We start from the raw sequence: 23,292 nt of genomic DNA, 5'->3' as shown, positions 1-23,292 counted from the left end.
CACTCCTTCGTCAAGTCATCAAGCAGGCACGCCAATCCAGAACCATAGTCGGTTCCTGGCAAGTTGCGCGGTGGTGTGGTCCTTCACACCGCCGGTCGCGGATGTATCACGGCGCGCAGGCGCTCCTCCTCCAGAAACTTCATGATGATCGGCGCCACGGCTTCGGCCCGGGTGATCAGGAACAGGTGGCCGTCGTCGATGATGTGCAACTGCGCATTGGGGATGCGCCAGGCGAGCATGCGCATGTTGACCAGCGGGATCAGCGGGTCATCGTCCCCGGCCAGCACCAGGGTGGGCTGGCGGATCTTGTGCAGCCAGTGAATGCTGGTCCAGCCCAGCCCGGCAAACAGTTGCCAGTAGTAACCCAGCTTGCCGGCCGAGCGCACTTTGCTGGCGTGCTCGGCGGCCAGTTTGGAATCTCGGCGGAACGAACCGCCATAAATCATCGGTGCAATGCGCACCACGTGGGACGGCTGGATATAGCGCCTGGGGCTTGCCATCAGCCACAACACCTTGGGCTTGCCCGGCACCATGAAAGCCCCGGCTGCGGTGGCCGCCAGGATCAATTTCTTGCAGCGCTCGGGGTAGTCATACGCAAATTGCTGGGCCAGCGCTCCGCCCCAGGACACACCCACGGCGTTCACTTGGCCGTAGTCGAGGTAATCGAGCATGCGGGCGGTGAGCTTGGCCAGGCCGGGAAAGCGGTAGGGCCGGTTCGGCGTCGAGGAACCGCCCACGCCGGGCACGTCGAAGGCGATCACTTCCAGGTCCGGGTCCAGGGCCTGGACGAACGGAAACACCAGCTCAAGGTTGGCGCCGATGCCGTTGAAGATCAGCAGCGGGGTCAAGTGCGGCTTGCCCGGGCGTACCGCCGTGCGGATGGTCTGGCCATCCAGGTCGATGGTACGGAAGATGAACGGTTGCGCCATGCTCAAGCCCTGTGAAGTGGTGCTATTGGTCTGTAGGAACTCGGTCAGTGTGGGAGCTGGCTTGCCTGCGATGGCATTCTTTCAGGCCGCGATTAGTGAGCAGGCCCATTGCTATCGCAGGCAAGCCAGCTCCCACATCTGATCTCATTTCAATCACAAGAATGCCTAGCGTTCATGTACATAGGTACCCGGCGCCGCTTCAGCGGCTGCATAGGTTTTATTGCCTAATGTCGTCGGGGCTTTTTTCAATTTTCCCGCCCGCTCCGCCTGCCACACCTGCCAATGCAGCCACCACGAATCGGTGTGCTTGGTCGCATCTTCTTGCCACTCCAGCGCACTGCCGGCCAGACCCTCGCTGGTCTGGTAGCGCGCTTTGGGGTTGCCCGGCGGGTTGAGGATGCTCTGGATATGCCCGCTGCTGGACAGTACAAACTCGACCTTGCCGCCGAACAACTGCGCTGACTTGTAACAGGACTGCCACGGCGTGATGTGGTCGTTGGTGCCGGCCAGGGAATAGATATCGGCAGTGACCTGCTTGAGGTCGATGGGCGTGCCGCACACTTCCAGGGCGTTGGCCCGTACCAGTGGGTTGTTTTTGAACAGTTCGATCAGGTCGCCATGGAACGCGGCCGGCAAGCGTGTGGTGTCGTTGTTCCAGAACAGGATGTCGAACACCGGCGGCTCGTTGCCCAGCAGGTAGTTGTTGACCCAATAGTTCCAGATCAAGTCGTTGGGGCGCATCCAGGCAAAGACCTTGGCCATGTCGCGGCCTTCCAGCACGCCGGCCTGATAGGAGTGGCGCTTGGCCGCTTCCAGAGTCTGCTCGTCGACAAACAGCGCCACCTGGGTGTCCAGGGTGGTATCCAGCACGCTCACCAGCAGAGTCAGGGCGTTGACCTTCTTCTGCCCCAGCGCCGCGTAGTGGCCCAACAGCGCCGTGCAGGTGATGCCGCCTGAGCAGGCACCGAGCATATTCACGTCTTTGCTGCCGGTAATCGCCGTGACCACATCGACCGCTTCCTTCAGCGCCTCGATATAGGTGGATAGCCCCCATTCGCGCTGGGCCTTGGTGGGGTTGCGCCAACTGACGATAAAGGTCTGCTGGCCATTACGCAGGCAGAAGCGCGCCAGGCTTTTATCCGGGCACAGGTCGAAGACGTAGAATTTGTTGATCTGCGGCGGCACCACCAGCAGCGGGCGCTCATGCACCTGCTCGGTAATGGGCTTGTACTGGATCAGCTCCAGCACGTCGTTGCGAAACACCACCGCGCCTTCGCTGGTGCCCAGGGTCTTGCCGACTTCAAAGGCGCCCATGTTGACCTGGCTGGGCATGCCGCCGTTGTGCACCATGTCCTTGGCCAGGTGAGACAAACCGTCGAGCAGGCTTTTACCGCCGGTTTCAAAGAAGCGTTTGACCGCCGCCGGGTTGGCCGCGCTGTTGGTGGGGGCCATGGCTTCGGTCATCAGGTTGATCACGAAGTGGCCCCGGCTGATGTCTTGTGCCGACAGGTTGCTGTCGTCGATCCAGTCGTGAAGTTCCTTGCGCCATGCCAGGTAAGTCTGCAAATAACGTTTGTAGAGCGGGTTCTGGCTCCAGGCTGGGTCGTTGAAACGACGGTCGTCGCCCTCGGGCACCAGTGCGGATTTGCCGAACATCACATTCTTCAATTCAACGCCAAAGTGGGCGACGTGCTTGACGCTGTGCAACGGTTGCTTGATGGCTTGGGTCAGCACCATCTTGGCCGAGGCCAATAAATCCTTTTTGCGTAACGCGATGATCGGGTTCAACCCCAGGGTGTTTTCCGAGGCCTGGCGTTTCAAGTCATCGTTATTCTTGTTACTCATCTACGACGCTCCATTGTCCGAAAGACGAGTACCGGCGATTGCTGCGCACCCAATTTCGATACACGACACCAGCCTGGTACTGCGACTCGGGTGACCGTTGATACCGCATCGTCAAATGCAGGGAACTTGCCAGCTCCATTGGTTACCCGAGTTTATTTTTTTTCGCAAGCGGGCCAATCGTTGGCCACGCGACAGGGCATTCAAGCAGATGAAATTAGAAAATGCGCTCTAAACAGCAAGACCGTTGAGCTAGAGCATCAGCCGCACGACCGACTCACTCGGATCGCGGGTTTTACCAGCGGCTTTGAGCTCGGCCAGGTAGTCGGCCCACAAAGCGTCCTGACGTACGGCCAACTGATAGAGGTAGTCCCAGGTGAACAGTCCGCTGTCATGACCGTCGTCGAAGGTCAATTTCAGTGCGTACTGGCCGGCCGGTTCCAGCTTGATCAACCGGACGTTGAGCTTGCCGAATTGCAGGATGGGTTTGCCGTGGCCCTGGACCTCGGCGGAAGGGGAGTGCACCCGCAGGAATTCGGCGGGTAGTTGGTAAACCTCGTCGGGCCCGTAGGTAAGGCCGAGGGTGTTGGAAGTTTTATGCAGGTTTACTGCGGTAGGAAATTTCGACATTGGAGATAACCCTGAAGGAACCGGCCCCAAATGTGGGAGGGACCAATGTGGGAGCCGGGCTTGCCCGCGATGCCGGCACCTCGGTGTTTCAGGAACACTGAGGTGATGCTATCGCAGGCAAGCCAGCGCCCACACAAGCCACTCCCACATTGAGTGAGGCTTACAGGATATAACGAGACAGATCTTCGTTCTGCGCCAATTCGCCCAGGTGGCTGTTCACATAATCGGCATCGATCTTGATCGCTTCGCCATTCTGCGCACCGGCCATGTCGCCGGCGCTGAAGGATACTTCCTCAAGCAGGCGCTCAAGCAAGGTATGCAGGCGACGGGCACCGATGTTCTCGGTCTTTTCATTGACCTGCCAGGCGATCTCCGCCAGGCGCTTGATACCGTCTGCCTGGAATTCGATACCCAGCCCTTCGGTTTTCAGCAGCTCGCGGTACTGCTCGGTGAGCGAGGCATGCGGTTCGCTGAGGATGCGCTCGAAGTCGCCCGGCGTCAGTGCCTTGAGCTCCACCCGAATCGGCAGGCGGCCTTGCAGCTCGGGCACCAGGTCGCTCGGCTTGCTCAGGTGGAAGGCACCGGAGGCGATAAACAGGATGTGGTCAGTCTTGACCATGCCCAGCTTGGTGTTGACCGTGCAGCCTTCGATCAGCGGCAGCAAATCGCGCTGCACGCCTTCGCGGGAGACATCCACGCCGCCGGAGTTGCCACGCTTGGCCACCTTGTCGATCTCATCGATAAACACAATGCCATGTTGCTCGACCGCTTCCAGGGCCTTGGCCTTGAGTTCTTCCTCATTGACCAGGCGCCCGGCTTCTTCGTCGCGCACCAGCTTGAGCGCTTCTTTCACCTTGAGCTTGCGGCTTTTCTTCTTGCCCTTGCCCATGTTGGCGAACAGGTTCTGCAACTGGCTGGTCATTTCTTCCATGCCAGGCGGGGCAGAGATATCCACGCCGGACACTTCGGCCACTTCGATCTCGATTTCCTTGTCATCCAACTGGCCTTCACGCAGGCGCTTGCGGAACAGCTGGCGGGTGTTGGAATCCGACGAAGGTGCGGCGTCTTCGTTGAAACCCATGCGTGCCGGTGGCAGCAGGGCGTCGAGGATGCGCTCTTCAGCGGCGTCTTCGGCGCGATGGCTGACCTTGGTCACTTCCTGTTCGCGCAGCATCTTCAGGGCGGCGTCAGCCAGGTCGCGAATGATCGACTCGACATCGCGGCCCACATAACCGACTTCGGTGAATTTGGTCGCTTCGACCTTGATGAACGGTGCATTGGCCAGTTTGGCCAGCCGCCGAGCGATCTCGGTTTTGCCGACGCCGGTAGGGCCGATCATCAGGATGTTCTTGGGCGTTACTTCAACGCGCAGTTCTTCTGGCAGTTGCATCCGGCGCCAGCGGTTACGCAGCGCAATGGCAACGGCGCGCTTGGCATCGTCCTGGCCGATGATATGGCGGTTGAGTTCATGGACGATTTCGCGGGGAGTCATGGACATAGTGTTTGGCGGCCTCAAGCCTGAATAAGCCTAGGGCTTATTCGGCGAGGTCCTGCTCCTCAATGGTCTGATTGTGGTTGGTGAACACGCAGATATCGCCAGCGATACCCAGGGCGGTCTCGACGATTTCACGGGCCGACAGGTCGGTTTTCTTCAGCAGCGCGCTGGCCGCAGCCTGGGCGTAGCCGCCACCTGAACCCATGGCGATCAAGCCATGCTCGGGTTCAACCACGTCGCCGTTGCCGGTGATGATCAGGGAAGCGTCTTTGTTCGCAACCGCCAGCATAGCCTCCAGGCGGCTGAGGGAGCGGTCGGTGCGCCATTCTTTGGCAAGCTCTACAGCGGCGCGCACCAGGTGGCCCTGGTGTTTCTCAAGCTGGCCTTCGAAGCGTTCGAACAGGGTAAAGGCATCGGCGGTTGCGCCTGCGAAGCCGGCAAGCACCTGGCCGTGGTACAGGCGGCGCACTTTCTTGGCGTTGCCTTTCATCACGGTGTTGCCCAGGGAAACCTGGCCGTCGCCGCCCATGACAACTTTGCCGTGGCGACGTACTGAAACGATGGTGGTCAAGGGGAGAGTCTCCACGCAGCGGGGCGAAAATGCCCTGATGGAAACTCATATGGGGGTGGCGAGGGGGATTTCAACCGTAGGGAGGCAGTGCGGACGAGTGGTGATCGTTCCCACGCTCCGCGTGGTAATGCCTCCTTGGGCGCTCTGCGCCTGCTCTGTGACGCAAAGCGTCAAGGGGCACGTTCCCACGCGGAGCGTGGGAACGATCAGTGGGTATGCGTCAGCGGCTCTGGCGTTGTTGTAACAACAGGTTGCTAAACCCGGCGCCGGCCAATTGCTTTTGCGCCACGGTCAGCTGTTCGCGGTTGCTGAACGGCCCCACCAATACGCGATACCAGGTCGCGTCCTTCACCGTGCCGGACTCAACCGATACCGATTGGCCCAACAGAATGATCTGTGCGCGTACACGGTCCGCATCCGCCTGTTTCGGGAACGAGCCCGCTTGCAGGAAGAACTTGGTCACCGGCGCCGCCTTGGTTGCAGCCACCGGCGGTGCTGGCGGCGGCGTGATACCGGCCAGCGCGGCCTGGGCGCGCGCCGTGTCGATTTTCGCCGCTTCCGCTGGGGTTACCGGCGTGGTCGGCACTTGTGGCGTCGGCAGGGTTTTTTCCGGCACGGCGTCAGGCGGCACGATCACTTCCGATTCCGGCAGCAGCGTGTAGAAGTCGTACTTGGGCTTTACCGGTGCGGTCGGGCTCGGCGCGGTCTTGTTGGCTTCGGCGATTTTCGTGGCCTTTTGCTGCTCCTGTTTGACGCGCTTGACGTCATCGCCCTGGCCGGGCTCCAGCTTCATCAGAAACACGATAAATGCGCCGACCGTCAGGCCGATGGCCATCCACAACCAACCCGGAATCGGTTGCTTCGCCGGGGCCTGGTAGCGGCTGGCGCCGCGCTTGGGTGCAGGTTTTTTCTTGGCAGCCAACTTACATACGCTCCAGAGTTTCCAGGCCCAAGAGTTCCAGGCCTTGCTTGAGGGTGCGTCCAGCCAATGCGGCAAGGCGCAGGCGACTTTGTTTCTGGGCTTCGTCGTCGGCGGTCAGGATCGGGCAGTTCTCGTAGAAGCTGGAGAACAGGCCGGCCACTTCGTACAAATAGGTGCACAGGATGTGCGGCGTGCCTTTTTCGCCAACGCTGTTGAGCACTTCGCCAAATTGCGCGAGCTTGGCCGCCAGTTCCTGTTCGTGGGCGGCGTCCAGCGCGATCTGGCCCTCGACTTCGCTGAAGTCCTTGCCCAGCTTGCGAAATACCCCGGCCACGCGGGTGTAGGCGTACAGCAGGTACGGCGCGGTGTTGCCTTCGAAGTTGAGCATCAGGTCGAAGTTGAAGCTGTAGTCGCTGGTGCGGTGCTTGGACAGGTCGGCGTATTTCACCGCGCCAATGCCCACCACGCGGGCAATATTACGCAGGTCGGCCTCGGCCAGCTCCGGGTTCTTTTCCTTCACCAGGTTGTAGGCACGTTCCTGGGCTTCGGTCAGCAGGTCGATCAGCTTCACGGTGCCGCCGTCGCGGGTCTTGAAGGGGCGGCCATCGGCGCCGTTCATGGTGCCAAAGCCCATGTGCTCCATATGCATCGGGTGGGTGACGAAACCGGCGCGACGGGCCACTTCGAACACCTGCTGGAAGTGCAGGGCCTGGCGCTGATCGACGAAGTACAGCGCACGGTCAGCCTTGAGCACGCCACTGCGGTAACGCACGGCGGCCAGGTCAGTGGTGGCGTAGAGGTAGCCGCCATCGGCCTTGACGATGATCACCGGCAGCGGCTCGCCGTCGGCGGTCTTGAATTCTTCGAGGAACACGCACTGGGCGCCGTTGCTTTCGACCAGCAGGCCTTTGGCCTTGAGGTCGTTGACCACGTTGATCAGGTCGTCGTTATAGGCGCTTTCGCCCATCACGTCGGCCATGGTCAGTTTCACGTTGAGCAGCTCGTAGATTTCCTGGCAATGGGACAGGGAAATTTCACGGAAGCGGTTCCACAGCGCCAGGCACTCTTCGTCGCCGGCTTGCAGCTTGACCACCAGGCCCCGTGCGCGGTCGGCGAACTCTTCAGACTCGTCAAACCGCTTTTTGGCGGCGCGGTAGAAGTTTTCCAGGTCGGCCAGCTCGTTGCTGGTGATCGGGTTTTCCTGCAGGTAGGCCATCAGCATGCCGAACTGGGTACCCCAGTCGCCCACGTGATTCTGGCGGATCACGGTGTCGCCGAGGAATTCCAGCACCCGTGCCACGCCGTCGCCAATGATGGTGGAGCGCAGGTGGCCCACGTGCATTTCCTTGGCCAGGTTCGGCGCCGACAGGTCGATGACCACGCGCTGGCTGTCGCCGGCCTTGCGTGCACCGATGCGCGCATCGGCCAGGGCGGCATCCAGGCGCGACGCCAGGGCCTGGGTGTTCTGGAAGAAGTTGATAAAGCCTGGGCCGGCAATTTCGGCCTTGGTGACACTGGCGTCAGCCGGCAGGGCTGCGATGATTTTTTCTGCCAGGTCACGCGGCTTCATGCCGGCCGGCTTGGACAGCATCATCGCGATGTTGCTGGCGAAGTCGCCATGGGTCTTGTCGCGGGTGTTCTCCACCTGGATCGCCGGCGACAGGCCTTCAGGCAACACACCTTCGTGGACGAGTTGGGTGAGGGCTTGTTGGATCAGCTGGCGAATGGTGTCTTTCATGGTGTTCTCTTTCGACCGCAAGCGGCGGCGCGCGATGCGCAGGTGGAAAAACTGGGCATTATCCGTGGCGAGGGCGGGCTTGCCAACCGTTCAGACTATATGGCGGACCTGCGGGCCTCTTCGCGGGCAAGCCCGCTCCCACATTTAAGGGTATTCACATTTCATAATGTGCGAGCTGGCTTGCCTGCGATGACGTAATTACCCTCAATACAAATCTACCGGGTCTACATCCAACGACCATCGCACCTGCCGACCGCTGGGCAGTTGCTCCAGCTCAAGCATCCAGCGACTTAATAGCCGATGCAGCGGCGCGCGGGAGGTTGCCTGCAAGAGTAGCTGAGCGCGATAACGCCCGGCGCGCCGCTCCATGGGCGCTGGCACCGGGCCGAGTAGTTCGATGCCACTGAGGGCCAGTTCGCCCAATAAACGTTCGGCGGCGCTGCAGGCCTCATCAAGAAAGCCCTCGGCCTGCCCGGGTTTGTGGGCTTCGGCACGCAGCAGCGCCAGGTGCGCAAAGGGCGGCAGGCCGGCGGCGCGGCGTTCGCTCAAGGCCTGCTCGGCGAAGGCAAAGTAGCCTTGTTCCGTCAGTTGAATCAGCAGCGGGTGGTCGGCCAGGTGCGTCTGGATAATCACCCTGCCTGGCTCTTCGGCCCGCCCGGCGCGCCCTGCCACCTGCACGATCAACTGCGCCATGCGTTCGCTGGCGCGAAAATCCCCGGAGAACAGCCCGCCATCGGCATCCAGGATCGACACCAGGGTCACCCGTGGGAAGTGATGCCCTTTGGCAAGCATCTGCGTGCCCACCAGAATGCACGGTTGGCCCTTGTGGATGGTGGTGAACAGTTGGTTCATAGCGTCTTTGCGCGACGTGCTGTCGCGGTCGACCCGCAGCACCGGGTAATCCGGGAACAGAATGCCCAGGCGTTCTTCGGCGCGCTCGGTGCCGGCGCCCACGGGCCGCAGGTCCACCTTGCCGCACTGCGGGCAATGGCGCGGTACCCGTTCCACATGGCCGCAGTGATGGCAGCGTAACTCGCCGTGGCGCTGGTGCACGGTCATGCGCGCATCGCAGCGCTCGCAGCCGGACATCCAGCCGCAGTCATGGCACAGCAGCGTCGGGGCAAAGCCGCGGCGGTTGAGAAATACCAATACCTGCTGGCCGGCGGCCAGGGTCTGGCCAATGGCCTGTTGCATCGGGCCGGAAATACCGCTGTCCAGCGGACGGCTTTTCACGTCCAGGCGCAGGAAGCGCGGTAGTTTGGCGCCGCCAGCACGCTCGTTCAGGCGCAGCAGCCCGTAACGGCCGGTGTAGGCGTTGTGCAGGCTTTCCAGGGACGGCGTGGCCGAGCCCAGCACAATCGGGATGTCTTCCTGGCGGGCGCGCACCAGCGCGAGGTCGCGGGCGTGGTAGCGCAAACCTTCCTGCTGTTTATAGGAGCCATCGTGCTCCTCGTCGACGATGATCAGCCCGGGGTTTTTCATCGGCGTGAACAGTGCTGAGCGCGTGCCGATAATAATGTCGGCCTCGCCGTCCCGCGCCGCCAGCCACGACTCCAGGCGTTCACGGTCATTGACCGCTGAGTGCACCAGGGCGATCCGGGCATTGAAGCGTTGCTCGAAACGCGCCACGGTCTGCGGGCCCAGATTGATCTCGGGGATCAGCACCAGTGCCTGCTTGCCCGCCTGCAGGGTTTCGCGGATCAGTTGCAAATAGACTTCGGTCTTGCCGCTGCCGGTGACGCCGGCTAGCAGGAACGCGTGGAAACTGTCGAAGCCGGCGCGAATCGCCTCATACGCGGCGCGTTGCTCGGGGTTCAGCGGCAACTCCGGCTGGGCCAGCCAGTGTTCGTGGCGCGGGTCCGGGGCGTGCTTGCGGATTTCCACCTGCACCAGGCCCTTGGCCAGCAGCAGGTCGAGGCTGTCTTTGCTCAGCATCAGCTTGCTTAATAGCTGATGGGCCACGCCGTGTGGATGCTGCGCCAAGGTGGCCAGGGCCTCACGCTGGCGCGGGGCGCGGGCGATGCGCGGGTCTTCGAGGCGTGCGCCGGGCGCCATCGACCAGAAACGCTCCTGACGCGCTTCAGCCAGTTCGCCCTGGCGCAGCAGCACCGGCAGCGCCCAGCTCAAGGTATCGCCCAGGCTGTGTTGGTAATACTGCGCGGTCCACAGGCACAGCTTGAACAGCGCGGGCGGCAGCGGCGGTGTGGCGTCGAGCAGGGCAATAGCCGGCTTGAGCTTTTCGGCAGGCACTTCGCTGTGGTCGGTAACTTCCACCAGAATGCCGATCATTTCCCTGCGCCCGAACGGCACGCGCACGCGCATGCCTGGCTGCAACTGCGCACGCGACACGCCGGGCGGGGCCCGGTAATCGAACAGGCGGCGCAGGGGCGAGGGCAGGGCTAGGCGCAAAATGGCGTCGGGCACGCGAGGAGTCTCATCTATTAAGGCAGCGGTGGCGCAGGGGCGGGAGCCTAGCAGACCGGGGTTGTCACGTCTCCAGTACTGGAACCGGATCTTGTGGGAGCTGGCTTGCCTGCGAAAGCGCTAGTGCAGTAACAGATGCAGTGACTGACACACCGCCTTCGCGGGCAAGCCCGGCTCCCACATTGACGGCGGTGTGTCAGGAATATCTGATGAAAGGGAGCTTTCGGCCATTACCGCCGCTTGCGCGATTAAAAAGGTCTGGTAGAATCCGCGGCCTAATTACGTGCGGTATTCGACAATAGTGTCGAGTGGCGGCACGCTAGCCTGAGGAAGTGCCATGAAAGCCGATATCCATCCAGCGTACGAAACCATCCAAGTCACCTGCAGCTGCGGCAACAAGTTCGAAACTCGTTCGAACCTGTGCAAGCCACTGGGTACTGACGTATGCAACGAGTGCCACCCGTTCTACACCGGTAAGCAGAAAACTCTGGACACCGGCGGCCGCGTACAGCGCTTCGCAGATCGCTTTGGTGCTTTCGGCAAGAAGCCTGCTACTCCAGCAGAGTAAGGTTCAAGAGCCTTATGGGCTTTTACCCGCTGTTGAAAAAGGCGTCCCTTGTGGGCGCCTTTTTTGTGCCTGGAATTTGGCTGGTGACCGCTGAGGCCGATGCATTCTGCCCCGCCCCGGCAGCTATCGCCCGCGTTGAGGTGCAGCGTGTGGTGGATGGCGACACAGTACGCCTCAAGGATGGTCGCAGCGTACGTATGATCGGCCTCAATGCGCCGGAAACCGGCAAGAAGGGCCGTCCAGACGAGCCATTTGCCGTCGCCGCACGCCAGCGCCTGCAGGCGTTGGTCAAGGCCAGTGATGGGCGTGTCGGCCTGGTGCCGGGGCGCGAAGGCAAAGATCATTACGGGCGCACCCTGGCTTACCTCTACGGCGCCAATGGCGAGAACCTGGAGGCGCAACTGCTGGCCGAGGGCCTGGGGTACCAGGTGGGCGTGGCGCCGAACGTGGACCTGGTGGCCTGCCAGCAGGCGGCCGAAAACAGCGCCCGCCAGTCACGGCTCGGCCTGTGGCGCCAATCGCCGGTGCAAAACGTGGCCAATCTCAAGCGCTCCGGGTTTGCCCTGGTGGCTGGTCGGGTCAGCAAGATCGAGCGCAATCGCGGCGGAATCTGGATTGAACTGCAGGGTTCACTGGTATTACGCATTGCGCCCGAGCTGATCAGCCAGTTCGATACGGCCATGCTCAATGGTCTGCAAGGCCGCACCCTTGAGGCGCGTGGCTGGGTGCAGGATCGTTCCCGCCGTGGCGGCCTGAAAAAAGGCCAAGCACGCTGGCTGTTGCCAATAACCGACTCTCGCATGCTGAAATCGACGCTTTGAATAAAAAATTGTAGACATTTTTTATTTCGATTGTGAACAGTTGAGCCCTTGTATCCCGTGGCTCTTGGCCAAAAGTCGTAGCCCAGGACCCTTGACACCTGTGACTGCCCAGTCTTGTAGGGACTTTACGACACGCGTATCCTCGGCGGTCCGTCGACCAACAGTAAAAGCGGAATGCCGATATGTCTGATTTGAAAACTGCCGCTCTCGAATACCATGCCAATCCTCGTCCAGGAAAGCTGAGTGTAGAGCTCACCAAAGCCACTGCCACTGCCCGCGACCTGTCGCTGGCCTACAGCCCTGGTGTTGCCGAACCCGTACGTGAAATCGCCCGTGACCCAGAGCTGGCGTACAAGTACACCGGCAAAGGCAACCTGGTTGCAGTGATTTCCGATGGCACCGCGATTCTGGGCCTGGGTAACCTCGGCCCATTGGCTTCCAAGCCAGTCATGGAAGGCAAGGGCGTGCTGTTCAAGCGCTTTGCCGGCATCGACGTTTTCGACATCGAAGTCGATTCCGAAAGCCCGCAGGCGTTCATCGACACCGTCAAGCGCATTTCCATCACATTCGGTGGCATCAACCTGGAAGACATCAAGGCACCTGAGTGCTTCGAGATCGAAAAGGCCCTGATCGAGCAGTGCGACATTCCGGTATTCCACGATGACCAGCACGGCACCGCGATCGTTACCGCAGCCGGCATGATCAACGCCCTGGAAATCGCTGGCAAAACCCTGGGCGAGGCGAAAATCGTCTGCCTGGGCGCCGGTGCCGCGGCCATTTCCTGCATGAAGCTGATCATCAGCATGGGCGCCAAGCTGGAAAACATCTATATGGTCGACAGCAAGGGCGTGATCCAGTCCGAGCGTACCGACCTGAACCAGTACAAGGCGATGTTTGCCCATCCGTCCTCCAAGCGCACCCTGGCTGACGCCCTCGACGGTGCCGACGTGTTCGTTGGCCTGTCCGGCCCGAACTTGCTGAGCGCTGAAGGCCTGAAATCCATGGCGCCGAACCCTATCGTGTTCGCCTGCTCCAACCCGGATCCGGAAATTTCTCCTGAGCTGGCCCACGCCACTCGCAGCGACGTGATCATGGCCACCGGCCGTTCGGACTACCCGAACCAGGTCAACAACGTATTGGGCTTCCCGTTCATCTTCCGTGGTGCCCTGGACGTTCGCGCCAAGCGTATCAACGAAGAAATGAAAGTGGCCGCTGCCAACGCCCTGCGTGAACTGGCCAAGCTGCCGGTACCTCAGGACGTGTGCGACGCCTACGGTGGCGCCAAGCTGGAATTCGGTCGTGAGTACATCATTCCAAAACCAATGGATAAGCGCCTGATCACCCTGATCTCCGATGCCGTGGCCAAGGCCGCGATCGAGACTGGTGTGGCTACCCTGCCGTATCCAAAGAACTACCCGCTGCAGAGCGTGGATGATGTGTTCAACGGCTAAGCCGTTATAGCGCACCAACAAAAAGCCCCGGCTGAGTGATCAGTCGGGGCTTTTTTGTGGGTAGCGATTCACGAGAGGCTTTGGCTGATCATTCCCACGCTCTGCGTGGGAATGCCCACCTGGACGCTCCGCGTCTGCTTTTGAGGTCGTGACGCAGAGCGTCACAGGATGCATTCCCACGCGGAGCGTGGGAACGATCGGCCGATCAGCGTGATCAGGTCAGAACAAATCGATCGGCGCGCCTTCATCCGCCGGCAGTGGGCTGCCCGGCACTGCGCCGTTGCCCAGTTCGTTGACCGACGGCGGTGTGTCTTCGCTCTTGAACAGCTCGAAGTACGCATTCGGCGTGCTCGGTGAAGCTGCGCGGCCACTGATCGGGTCGATGCGCAGGCTGAGGATGCCTTCCGGCTCTGGCTGGGTATGCAGCGGCTTGTCCTTGAGCGCTGCGCCCATGTAGCTCATCCAGATCGGCAGGGCGACGGTGCCACCAAACTCGCGGCGGCCCAGGCTTTCAGGCTGGTCATAGCCGGTCCACACGGTGGTCACGTAGTCGCCGTTGTAGCCGGAGAACCAGGCGTCCTTGGATTCGTTGGTGGTACCGGTCTTGCCAGCGATATCCGCGCGGCCCAGGGCCAGTGCGCGGCGGCCGGTGCCCTTCTTGATCACGTCTTGCAGGATGCTGTTGAGGATGTAGGTAGTACGGCCATCCACGATGCGCTCGGCAACCGCTGGCGCTTGCGGTTCGGCCGGTGCGCTGGCGTTTGCGGCCGACGGCGTGCCTGGCGTCGGCTCGATGGTGATACCGCCGTTGCTCGGTGCCGCAAGGCCGTCGGTTGCCGCCACGCCATTGACCACATCACCCGGTACCCGTGGCGGATTGGCAGTAAACAGGGTGTCGCCATTGCGGCTTTCGATCTTGTCGATCAGGTAAGGCGCGATCTTGTAGCCGCCGTTGGCAAAGGTGCTCCAGCCGGTGGCGATTTCCATCGGCGTGAGGGTTGCGGTACCCAGGGCCAGGGACAGGTTCGGCGGCAGGTCCGACTTGGCGAAGCCAAAGCGCGTCATGTAGTCGATGGTCTTGCCTACGCCCATCGCCTGCAACAGGCGAATCGACACCAGGTTGCGCGACTTGTACAGCGCCTCGCGGATACGGATCGGGCCGAGGAACGTGTTGGTGTCATTTTTCGGGCGCCAGACCTTGTCCAGGTATTCGTCGACAAACACGATTGGCGCGTCGTTGACCAGGCTGGCGGCGGTGTAGCCGTTGTCCAGTGCCGCACTGTAGACGAACGGCTTGAAGCTGGAGCCTGGCTGGCGCTTGGCCTGGGTAGCGCGGTTGTAGTTGCTCTGCTCAAAGGCAAAACCGCCGACCAGCGCACGGATCGCACCGTTCTGCGGGTCCAGGGACACCAGGGCGCCCTGGGCGAGCGGCACCTGGCTGAATTTGAGGCTGTCATCCTTCTGGCGTTGCACGCGGATCAGATCACCCACCTGGGCCACGTCGGAGGGCTGCTTGGGCATCGCGCCCATGCTGTTGGTGTTCAGGAACGGGCGCGCCCACTTCATGCTGTCCCAGGCTACATGGGCTTCGCCAGAACGGGTCAGCACTTGGATGCCGTCTTTCGATACCTGGGTAACGATGGCCGGGTCCAGGCCGCTGATCGAACGCTGTTTGCTCAATTCGGTGGTCCAGGCACTCAGGGTCTTGCCCGGCAGGCGCGACTCGGGACCGCGGTAGCCGTGACGCTGGTCATAAGTAATCAGGCCTTCATGTACCGAATGGTTGGCGATTTCCTGCAAGTTGCTCGGCACCGTCGTGGTGACGCGGAAACCTTCGGTGTAGGCCTCGCTGCCATAACGGCCAACCATCTCGGCGCGGGCCATTTCAGCGATATAGGGTGCATTCACTTCGGGCGTCGGCACGTGATAGCTGGCATTCAGCGGCTCGGCCACGGCGCTTTCATAAGCGGCCTGGTCGATCTTGCCCAGCTTGTACATGCGGCCCAGGATCCAGTCGCGGCGTTCTTTGCTGCGCGCCGGGTTGGCCAGCGGGTTGAAGCGCGAAGGTGCCTTGGGCAGGCCAGCAATCATGGCCATCTGCGCCAGGCTGGCGTCACGAATCGACTTGCCGTAATAGACCTGGGACGCGGCCTCGATGCCGTAGGCGCGGTTGCCCAAGTAGATTTTGTTGACGTACAGCTCGAGGATTTCATCCTTGGTCAGCTGGCGTTCGATCTGCAGCGCCAACAGGATTTCGGTGGCCTTGCGGGAAAAGCTGCGCTCGCTGGTGAGGAAGAAGTTCTTCGCCACCTGCATGGTGATGGTGCTGCCGCCCGATTGAATGTGTCCGCTTTTTACCAGTTGTGTGGCTGCACGCACCAGGCTGCTGGGGTCTACGCCGTAGTGGTTGGCGAAATTATCGTCTTCGGCGGACAGCAATGCGCTGATGAAATTGGGTGGAATATCGGCGAAACGGATCGGTGTGCGGCGCATTTCGCCGAACTCCGCGATTAACTTGTCATCGCTGCTGTAGACCCGCAAAGGAATCTGCAACTGGATACTTCTGAGGGCCTCTACGGAGGGCAAACCCGGACTAAGGTAGAGGTAGGCCCCGCTGAACACGAGCAGCAGCCCGCAGACGATGGCGACAATGGAGTACCCGAAAAACTTCAGCAGACGAATCAAGGCTTTTGGATTTCCAGAGAAAAGAAAGAGTTACGCGTCGGGGCATGCATGGCAAACGATGGATCGACCCGGGCAGCAGATAAAAAGCGGGAAAAAACGCTGGGCATTAAAGCATTTTTCGGCTTGGGGCGTCATTCGCGAGCCTTGAACAAGCCGACCGAATGCAAGGTGCCTGGCAGCAATCAGGCGAGATGACAGCCGGTATGACAGGGAAAGTTTTGGGGAGTTTTATGGGAAAGGGATTTTTCAGGCGAAAAGTCGACACGGTGTTGGGGGTCGATATCAATGACAGTGGCATCAAGCTGATCGAACTGGGCCGTTCATCCGGCGGTTTCAGCGTCCAGGGCTACGCCACGCAAGTGCTGGCGCCCCACGCGGTGGTCGACGGCACCCTGCTGGACCTTGAGGGTGTGGGCCGGGGGCTGCAACAGGCGCTGTCGCGCCTGGGTACCTCGGCCCGGTACGCCGCCGTGGCGGTTGCGGGCCCGTCGGTAATTACCCGGCTGATTGACATGGACGCAGGCCTCAGCGACGAGGAAATGGCCTGGAAGATCCAGATGGAAGCCGACCAGTTCATCCCTTATCCATTGGATGAAGTGGCCATCGACTTTCAGGTTCAAGGGCCATCGGCTCAAGGCCCACAGTGGGTGAAGGTGATGCTGGCGGCGTGCCTGCGCGAGCAGGTCGAAGCGCGCGAGGCGGTTTTGGCCCTGGCGGGGCTGGTGCCGCGGGTGGTTGATGTAGAAGGGTTTGCATTGCAGCGCGCTTGCCTTCAGGATTTTGCCAGCTTCACGCCGGGTCACAGAGTCGATGGTGCACAATGGGCCTTGGATGCCCAAGGGATGGGAGTGGCTTGCGGGCTGGCCCTGAGGAGTTTCGCTGGATGACACGAATCAATCTTTTGCCTTGGCGCCAGGCCCTGGCGGAGCGCAGGCGCAAATACCTGTTGGTGCTATTGCTGGCGTTTGCCTGCATGGCGCTCGCGGCATTGTGGTTGGCTGATCAAGTGATCGACCAGGCGATAGACCGGCAGGTAAGCCGCAACAGCCGCCTGGAAGAGCACATCGCCACCCAGGACTCGCGCATCAAGACGATCGACGATCTTCAGGAGCGAAGCCAGCAACTGGCCGAACGCATGAAGGTGGTTCAGGACCTGCACGATGCCCGCTCTTCCGGGGCTCGATTGTTCGAGCAATTGGCGCGTGCGGTGCCTGAAGGTGTCCATCTGCATGAGGTGGTCGCAAACGGCGACACCATCAGCATTCGCGGCACGGCTGAAAGCAACCAGGATATCGCCCGTTTGATGCAGCAGCTCAAGCCAACCCAGGGTTCCAGTTCGACCCGTCTGCAGCGCGTGCAGGCCGAAGGTGCGCGCGGCGAAAGCGAATTTCAGCTGATGGTGCGCCAGGGAGAATCCAGCGAGGCGCAACCATGAGCCTGCCCAGGCTCGATTTTTCCACGCTCTCTTACAACGCTGCTAAATGGTCCCTGCCGGGCAAGGTGCTGCTTGGCTGTGCGCTGGCCGGCCTGGTGCTGGTGCTGGGCGAGGTTTCGCATGGGGGGCCGCAGCGGGAGCGATTGCACGGGCTTGAGGCGCGGGAGCAGGCGCTGCAGCAGCAACTCACAGAAAAGTCCGACCTGGCCGCGAGCCTTGAGCTGCGCACCCGGCAAGTCCGGAGCATGGAAGACAACCTTGCCAGCCTTCTAGGGCATTTACCCGGCGAGTCCGAGGTGCCTGCCGTGCTGGAAGACATTGCCCGGCTGGCGGCTGCCCATGGGGTGTGGGTCGACGGCATCACCGTGCTGGATGAAGCGCCTCGGCAGCTTTATATCGAACAACCCATGCAGGTAAGCGCCTCCGGGGCTTACCACGACCTGGCGACGTTTGTCAGTGCCTTGGGTGGGCTGCCGCGGGTAGTCACCGTGCAGGACGTTACGCTTGGGCATCAGGGCGCCTTGTTACGGCTGAGCATGCTCGCCAAGACCTATCGCAGCACCCTGCAAAACGGCAAGGCCCGTCCGGTGCTCGACCCAGGGCCGCTGTTTGTCTACGAGCCCTCGTCCTTGCGCGACCCGTTCACGCCGCCCGCCTTGCAGGCAGCCCACGTTCCGGGCCGCCCGGCCCATGCCCCGGATTTCACCCGGCCACGGGGACTGTTGGAGGGTATGCGCCTCGATCAGTTCGAAATGGTCGGCACGTTGTCCCGTGGTGCGCAGGCCTTTGCCTTGTTGCGGGCTGGGGCCAGGGTGTATCGGCTGGCGGTGGGTGATTACCTGGGGCTGGACCATGGCCAGGTCACGGCCATTCAAGACGCTGCTGTCGAGCTGGTGGAGCTGTTTCCCGATGGACAGGGTGCCTGGCTGGAACGCCCGCGAACCCTTGTGCTGAACGTCAACTCATAACGGAACCAAACAATGAAAAGGACCTTCTCGTCCTTCGGTGTGGCGCTATGGATAGCGTTCACGGCACCGATGGCTGCTGCTGTGCCCAATCGCCTCGACCTTATCCAACTGCCGCCGCCCGACAGCGCCCCGCCGGTCAGCTATACAGGCGCCAAACTGACCCTGAATTTCCAAGACATCGACTTGCGTGCGGTATTGCAGCAAATCGCCGATGTCGCCGGGCTCAACCTGGTGACCAGCGATGAGGTGCAGGGCTCGATCACCCTGCGGCTCAAGGATGTGCCCTGGGACCAGGCTCTGGACCTGGTACTGCAAACCAAGGGCTTGGACAAGCGAGTCAAGGCGGGCGTGCTGCTGGTGGCGCCCGCCGATGAATTGGCTGCCCGAGAGCTGTTGATGCTGGAGTCGCGCAAGCAGATGGCCGAGCTGGCGCCCTTGCGTCGGGAGCTGCTGCAGGTCAATTACGCCAAGGCCGCCGACCTGGCCAAGCTGTTTCAGTCGGTGACCGGCTTTGAGGGCGCCACCGATGAGCGCGGTTCGGTGGCGGTGGATGACCGCACCAACAACATCATCGCCTACCAGACTGGCGAGCGGCTCGAAGAGCTGCGGCGCATCGTGGCGCAGCTGGATATCCCGTTACGCCAGGTCATGATCGAGGCGCGGATTGTGGAGGCCAATGTCGACTACGACAAAAGCCTGGGTGTGCGCTGGGGTGGGCGGCTCACCCGCGGCAACGGCGGCGTTGGCGGTATTGCCAAGCCGCCGGCGGAGGGTGCCGAGCCGCCGCAAAACCCACCCAGTTCACCCTTTGTCGACTTGGGGGCGCTGGCCGGAACCTCGGGCCTGGGGATCGCCTATATCACCGACAACCTGTTGCTGGACCTTGAGCTGACCGCCATGGAAAAAACCGGCAACGGTGAGATCGTCTCGCAGCCCAAGGTCGTCACCTCCGACAAAGAGACTGCACGCATCCTCAAGGGCACCGAGATTCCTTACCAGGAATCCACCTCCCAGGGCGCCACCTCGGTGTCGTTCAAAGAGGCTTCGCTGTCGCTTGAAGTCACGCCGCAAATCACCCCCGACGACCATGTGATCATGGCGGTCAAGGTCACCAAGGATGAGCCTGACTACCTGAATCGCCTCAATGACGTGCCGCCGATCAAGAAAAACGAGGTCAACGCCAAGGTTCTGGTCAGGGATGGCGAGACCATCGTCATTGGCGGGGTTTTCTCCAACACCCAGAGCAAAGTGGTAGATAAAGTGCCATTTTTGGGCGATGTGCCGTATCTTGGCCGCCTTTTCCGGCGCGATGTGCTGGCGGAGAAAAAATCCGAGCTGCTGGTATTCCTGACTCCGCGTATCATGAATAACCAGGCGATTGCTGTGAGTCGTTGATTCTGTGCGAAATTTGATTCTTGTAGGGCCGATGGGGGCTGGAAAAAGCACCATCGGCCGTTTGCTGGCCAAAGAGCTGCGCCTGCCGTTCAAAGATTCCGACAAGGAAATTGAATTGCGCACGGGTGCCAATATCCCATGGATCTTCGATAAAGAAGGCGAGCTGGGCTTTCGTGACCGCGAGCAGGCGATGATTGCCGAGCTGTGCGGCTGCGATGGCGTGGTATTGGCGACCGGTGGTGGCGCTGTCATGCGCGATGAAAACCGTCGGGCGCTGCATGCCGGTGGTCGAGTGGTGTATTTGCACGCGTCGGTCGAGCAGCAGGTGGGCCGTACCGCCCGTGATCGCAATCGCCCGTTGTTGCGCACTGCCGACCCGGCCAAAACCCTGCGTGACCTGCTGGCGCTGCGCGATCCGCTGTACCGGGAAATCGCCGATCTAGTGGTGGAAACCGATGAGCGGCCACCTCGGATGGTCGTGCTCGACATCCTCGAGCGCTTGCAACGGTTGCCACCCCGTTAAAGCCTGGCCCGAAATGCGCTATTCTCGGCGGCGCGCCATCACCCTGTAAGGTATGGCGTAGAGCCACTAGGCGGTGTCGAGATATCGACAGTGCCGGTCGTCAATACATCTTCAACGCGGGGACACATGCAGACACTTAAGGTCGATCTAGGCGAGCGCAGCTACCCGATCCACATTGGCGCAGGTCTGTTGGACCAGCCCGAACTGCTTGCGCCGCATATTGCCGGCCGACAGGTGGCGATCATCTCCAACGAAACGGTCGCGCCGCTGTATCTTGAGCGTTTGAGCCGCAGCCTGGCGGCGTACTCGGTGATCTCCGTGGTGTTGCCTGACGGCGAGGCCCACAAAAACTGGGAAACCCTGCAGCTGATCTTTGATGGCCTGCTGACCGCACGCCATGACCGTCGAACCACTGTGGTCGCCCTGGGCGGCGGTGTGATTGGCGACATGGCCGGTTTTGCCGCGGCCTGCTACCAGCGCGGCGTGGATTTTATCCAGGTGCCGACCACCTTGCTGTCCCAGGTCGATTCGTCGGTGGGCGGCAAGACCGGTATCAACCACCCGCTGGGCAAGAACATGGTCGGCGCGTTCTATCAGCCCCAAGCTGTGCTGATCGACACTGCTACCCTCAACACCCTGCCACCGCGTGAGCTGTCGGCCGGCCTGGCGGAAGTCATCAAGTACGGGCTGATCTGCGATGAGCCGTTCCTGACCTGGCTGGAAGAGCACATGGACGCCTTGCGCGGCCTCGACCAGGTGGCGCTTACCGAGGCGATTTCCCGCTCATGCGCGGCCAAGGCGCTGGTAGTCAATGCCGACGAGCGCGAGTCCGGTGTGCGGGCCACACTGAACCTGGGCCACACCTTCGGCCATGCGATCGAAACGCACATGGGCTATGGTGTGTGGTTGCATGGGGAAGCCGTAGCGGCTGGCACGGTGATGGCATTGGACATGTCGCAGCGCCTGGGCTGGATCAGCGCCCAAGAGCGTGATCGCGGTATCCGCCTGTTCCAGCGCGCCGGTTTGCCGGTTATTCCGCCCACGGATATGACCGAGGCGGATTTCCTTGAACATATGGCGATAGACAAGAAAGTGATCGACGGTCGACTTCGACTGGTACTGCTGCGCCACATCGGCGAAGCCGTGGTGACCGACGATTATCCAAAAGAGATTCTACAGGCCACGCTGGGAGCGGATTACCGCGCCCTGGCCCAGCTCAAAGGTTAATAAGACCCGATGACTAGTTTGCATGCCGACGAGGCGTTCCTCGGCCATTACCACTTGAGCCACGACCCCTTTGCTCCACGGGTGCCGGGTTTCAAATTCTTCCCCGCCCAGCGCAAGCCGGTACTGGGGCAGTTGCATCACCTCGCGCGCTACAGCCAGTTGCTGCTGGTGGTCACCGGCCCTCTGGGCAGCGGCAAGACCTTGCTGCGCCAGGCGCTGGTGGCCAGCACCAACAAGCAATCGGTGCAGAGCGTGGTGGTATCGGCCCGCGGTGCCGGTGATGCGGCCGGCGTATTGCGCCAGGTAGCGCAGGCGTTGGACGTCTCCAATGCCGAGCCGAACGCGATTCTCAAGCAAGTGGTGCAGTTGGGCCTGACCGGCCAGGAAGTCTACCTGCTGGTAGATGACGCCGAGCAGCTCGACGAATCCGCCCTCGAAGCGCTGCTGGCGCTCGCGGCGGGCACGCCGGAAGGTCGCCCGCATGTGTTCCTGTTCGGTGAGTCGTCGCTGATCGCCGATCTGGAGCAGATCAGTGGTGAGCAGGAGCTGTTCCACGTCATCGAGTTGCAGCCGTACGAAGAGGAAGAAACCCGCGAATACCTGGCACAACGCCTTGAAGGCGCCGGGGCGGGTATCGAACTTTTCACCGCTGCGCAGATCTCTGATATTCACGAAAGCTCCGATGGCTGGCCTGGAAACATCAACCAGGTTGCCCGCGATGCGATGATCGAAGCCATGATTGCCAGCCGCTCTGCGGTCAAGCGTCCAAAGATGGGGTTCACTATGCCTAAGAAGCACGTATTGGCTATTTCCGCCGTTGTCGTGGTCGCTGTAGCCGCCGCCTGGTTGATCCCGGGTCGCAACAAGGCACCGACAACCACCGGCGCGCCAACTGAGCAGGCGCAGTTGCCATTGGGCAAGCCCACGCCAAACGTCGAATTTGCCAACTCCGGCCAACCGACCAACCTGCCGATGGTCGGCCAACCGGTGATGCGCGGCCCGCTGGCAGAAGAAGCCGGTGGCATCTCCGAAGGCGACGACGGAGTGCCGGTGGAAGGCTCCAGCGCCACGCCGCCGACTGTGACCACCACCGCGCCACCTGCGGGCGTACCGGCTGGCACGCCAGCCACTCCGGTAGCGCCAGTCACACCGGTAGCGCCAGCGGCCAAGCCAACGCCTGCGCCGACCGTTGCCACCGCCAAGCCGGCACCGGTAGCAAAACCAGCGCCGGCTCCAGCGCCAGCCGCCAAGCCTGCTGAAAAACCAGCCGCCACCGTGGCCAAGGCCGGTGCCGCCGGCAGCAGCTGGTACAGCAGCCAGCCTACCGGCAACTTTGTGGTACAGATCCTCGGCACCAGCTCCGAAGCCAACGCCCAGGCGTTCGTCAAAGAGCAGGGCGGTCAGTACCGTTATTTCAAGAAAGTGCTCAACGGCAAGCCTCTCTACGTGATCACCTACGGCAGCTTCCCAAGCCGCGCCGCAGCCGATTCTGCTATCAAAGCCTTGCCAGCGAAGGTTCAGGCTGGTAAACCTTGGCCTCGCACTGTTGCCAGCGTTCAACAAGAACTGGCAGCAACTCGCTGAAGATCCGGCGGCCTTACCCAGGCCGCCCTCCCGGCACCTCAAAAAAATCCGCAAGTGCGTGCAGTCTTCCGAGACCGCGCGCTT

General features: G+C 61.5%; 18 protein-coding genes and 1 pseudogene. 10 read left to right on the top strand and 9 right to left on the bottom strand.

What is annotated here, in order from left to right; translation table 11 throughout:
• Window positions 1–83: 83 nt before the first annotated feature.
• From phaZ to AC4PS6_RS15605, 8 genes are all read right to left on the bottom strand, one after another.
• Entirely contained in the window at window positions 84–929 is an 846-nt protein-coding gene (phaZ, locus tag AC4PS6_RS15640; RefSeq protein ID WP_019820034.1) for a poly(3-hydroxyalkanoate) depolymerase, read from the bottom strand.
• 165 nt (window positions 930–1,094) lie between these two features.
• Entirely contained in the window at window positions 1,095–2,774 is a 1,680-nt protein-coding gene (gene phaC, locus AC4PS6_RS15635) for a class II poly(R)-hydroxyalkanoic acid synthase (protein WP_014716570.1), read from the bottom strand.
• Window positions 2,775–3,023: 249 nt separating this feature from the next.
• Window positions 3,024–3,401, bottom strand: coding sequence for a gamma-butyrobetaine hydroxylase family protein (locus tag AC4PS6_RS15630; RefSeq protein ID WP_019820036.1), 378 nt, complete (start codon window positions 3,399–3,401; stop codon window positions 3,024–3,026).
• Window positions 3,402–3,561: 160 nt separating this feature from the next.
• A complete protein-coding gene (gene hslU, locus AC4PS6_RS15625; RefSeq protein WP_003171208.1) occupies window positions 3,562–4,899 on the bottom strand; it encodes an ATP-dependent protease ATPase subunit HslU in 1,338 nt (445 codons plus the stop codon).
• A 37-nt stretch (window positions 4,900–4,936) separates the two neighbouring features.
• Window positions 4,937–5,467, bottom strand: a complete 531-nt coding sequence (gene hslV / locus AC4PS6_RS15620) for an ATP-dependent protease subunit HslV (protein WP_003171209.1) — start codon at window positions 5,465–5,467, stop codon at window positions 4,937–4,939.
• Window positions 5,468–5,687: 220 nt separating this feature from the next.
• Window positions 5,688–6,389 carry an SPOR domain-containing protein gene (locus AC4PS6_RS15615; protein ID WP_003187899.1) on the bottom strand — a complete coding sequence of 234 codons (702 nt, stop codon included), beginning with the start codon at window positions 6,387–6,389 and terminating at the stop codon, window positions 5,688–5,690.
• Between the two features lies 1 nt (window position 6,390).
• Entirely contained in the window at window positions 6,391–8,127 is a 1,737-nt protein-coding gene (gene argS / locus AC4PS6_RS15610; protein ID WP_014716573.1) for an arginine--tRNA ligase, read from the bottom strand.
• A gap of 204 nt (window positions 8,128–8,331) precedes the next feature.
• Entirely contained in the window at window positions 8,332–10,551 is a 2,220-nt protein-coding gene (locus AC4PS6_RS15605) for a primosomal protein N' (protein ID WP_492180872.1), read from the bottom strand.
• A 337-nt stretch (window positions 10,552–10,888) separates the two neighbouring features.
• Here AC4PS6_RS15605 and rpmE point away from each other — a divergent pair, with 337 nt between their 5' ends.
• The 3 genes from rpmE (at window position 10,889) to AC4PS6_RS15590 (ending at window position 13,391) form a co-directional block, all read left to right on the top strand.
• Window positions 10,889–11,119, top strand: coding sequence for a 50S ribosomal protein L31 (gene rpmE, locus AC4PS6_RS15600; RefSeq protein WP_014716575.1), 231 nt, complete (start codon window positions 10,889–10,891; stop codon window positions 11,117–11,119).
• A 14-nt stretch (window positions 11,120–11,133) separates the two neighbouring features.
• The gene (locus AC4PS6_RS15595) at window positions 11,134–11,940 is read left to right on the top strand and encodes a thermonuclease family protein (protein ID WP_014716576.1); all 807 of its coding nucleotides are present in this window, start codon (window positions 11,134–11,136) and stop codon (window positions 11,938–11,940) included.
• A gap of 182 nt (window positions 11,941–12,122) precedes the next feature.
• On the top strand, window positions 12,123–13,391 hold the full coding sequence (locus AC4PS6_RS15590) for a malic enzyme-like NAD(P)-binding protein (protein ID WP_014716577.1): 1,269 nt from the start codon (window positions 12,123–12,125) through the stop codon (window positions 13,389–13,391).
• A gap of 219 nt (window positions 13,392–13,610) precedes the next feature.
• On the opposite strand, the gene AC4PS6_RS15585 is transcribed toward AC4PS6_RS15590, so the two are convergent.
• Entirely contained in the window at window positions 13,611–16,073 is a 2,463-nt protein-coding gene (locus AC4PS6_RS15585) for a penicillin-binding protein 1A (protein ID WP_370706139.1), read from the bottom strand.
• Between the two features lie 233 nt (window positions 16,074–16,306).
• Here AC4PS6_RS15585 and pilM point away from each other — a divergent pair, with 233 nt between their 5' ends.
• The 7 genes and pseudogenes from pilM to AC4PS6_RS15550 all read left to right on the top strand — a co-directional run bounded on the left by pilM (window position 16,307) and on the right by AC4PS6_RS15550 (window position 23,208).
• Window positions 16,307–16,963: a type IV pilus assembly protein PilM gene (gene pilM / locus AC4PS6_RS15580; RefSeq protein ID WP_336826775.1), complete on the top strand. Its 657-nt coding sequence runs from the start codon at window positions 16,307–16,309 to the stop codon at window positions 16,961–16,963.
• The gene (locus AC4PS6_RS15575; RefSeq protein ID WP_014716579.1) at window positions 16,960–17,511 is read left to right on the top strand and encodes a PilN domain-containing protein; all 552 of its coding nucleotides are present in this window, start codon (window positions 16,960–16,962) and stop codon (window positions 17,509–17,511) included. Before pilM ends, AC4PS6_RS15575 begins: the two co-directional genes overlap by 4 nt.
• Window positions 17,508–18,479, top strand: coding sequence for a pilus assembly protein PilP (locus AC4PS6_RS15570; RefSeq protein ID WP_060767919.1), 972 nt, complete (start codon window positions 17,508–17,510; stop codon window positions 18,477–18,479). Before AC4PS6_RS15575 ends, AC4PS6_RS15570 begins: the two co-directional genes overlap by 4 nt.
• A 138-nt stretch (window positions 18,480–18,617) precedes the next feature.
• Window positions 18,618–19,874, top strand: a pseudogene (locus AC4PS6_RS15565) (type IV pilus secretin PilQ); the annotation flags it as partial.
• A 4-nt stretch (window positions 19,875–19,878) separates the two neighbouring features.
• Window positions 19,879–20,397, top strand: coding sequence for a shikimate kinase AroK (gene aroK, locus AC4PS6_RS15560; RefSeq protein WP_003187914.1), 519 nt, complete (start codon window positions 19,879–19,881; stop codon window positions 20,395–20,397).
• Window positions 20,398–20,523: 126 nt separating this feature from the next.
• The gene (gene aroB, locus AC4PS6_RS15555) at window positions 20,524–21,624 is read left to right on the top strand and encodes a 3-dehydroquinate synthase (protein ID WP_014716582.1); all 1,101 of its coding nucleotides are present in this window, start codon (window positions 20,524–20,526) and stop codon (window positions 21,622–21,624) included.
• Window positions 21,625–21,633: 9 nt separating this feature from the next.
• The gene (locus AC4PS6_RS15550; protein ID WP_014716583.1) at window positions 21,634–23,208 is read left to right on the top strand and encodes an SPOR domain-containing protein; all 1,575 of its coding nucleotides are present in this window, start codon (window positions 21,634–21,636) and stop codon (window positions 23,206–23,208) included.
• Window positions 23,209–23,292: the final 84 nt, after the last annotated feature.

It is taken from the genome of Pseudomonas sp. DW-iso17, assembly GCF_058725345.1.
The sequence above is the reverse complement of the archived record's forward strand: the minus strand, read 5'-3'. Positions and strand labels throughout refer to the sequence as shown.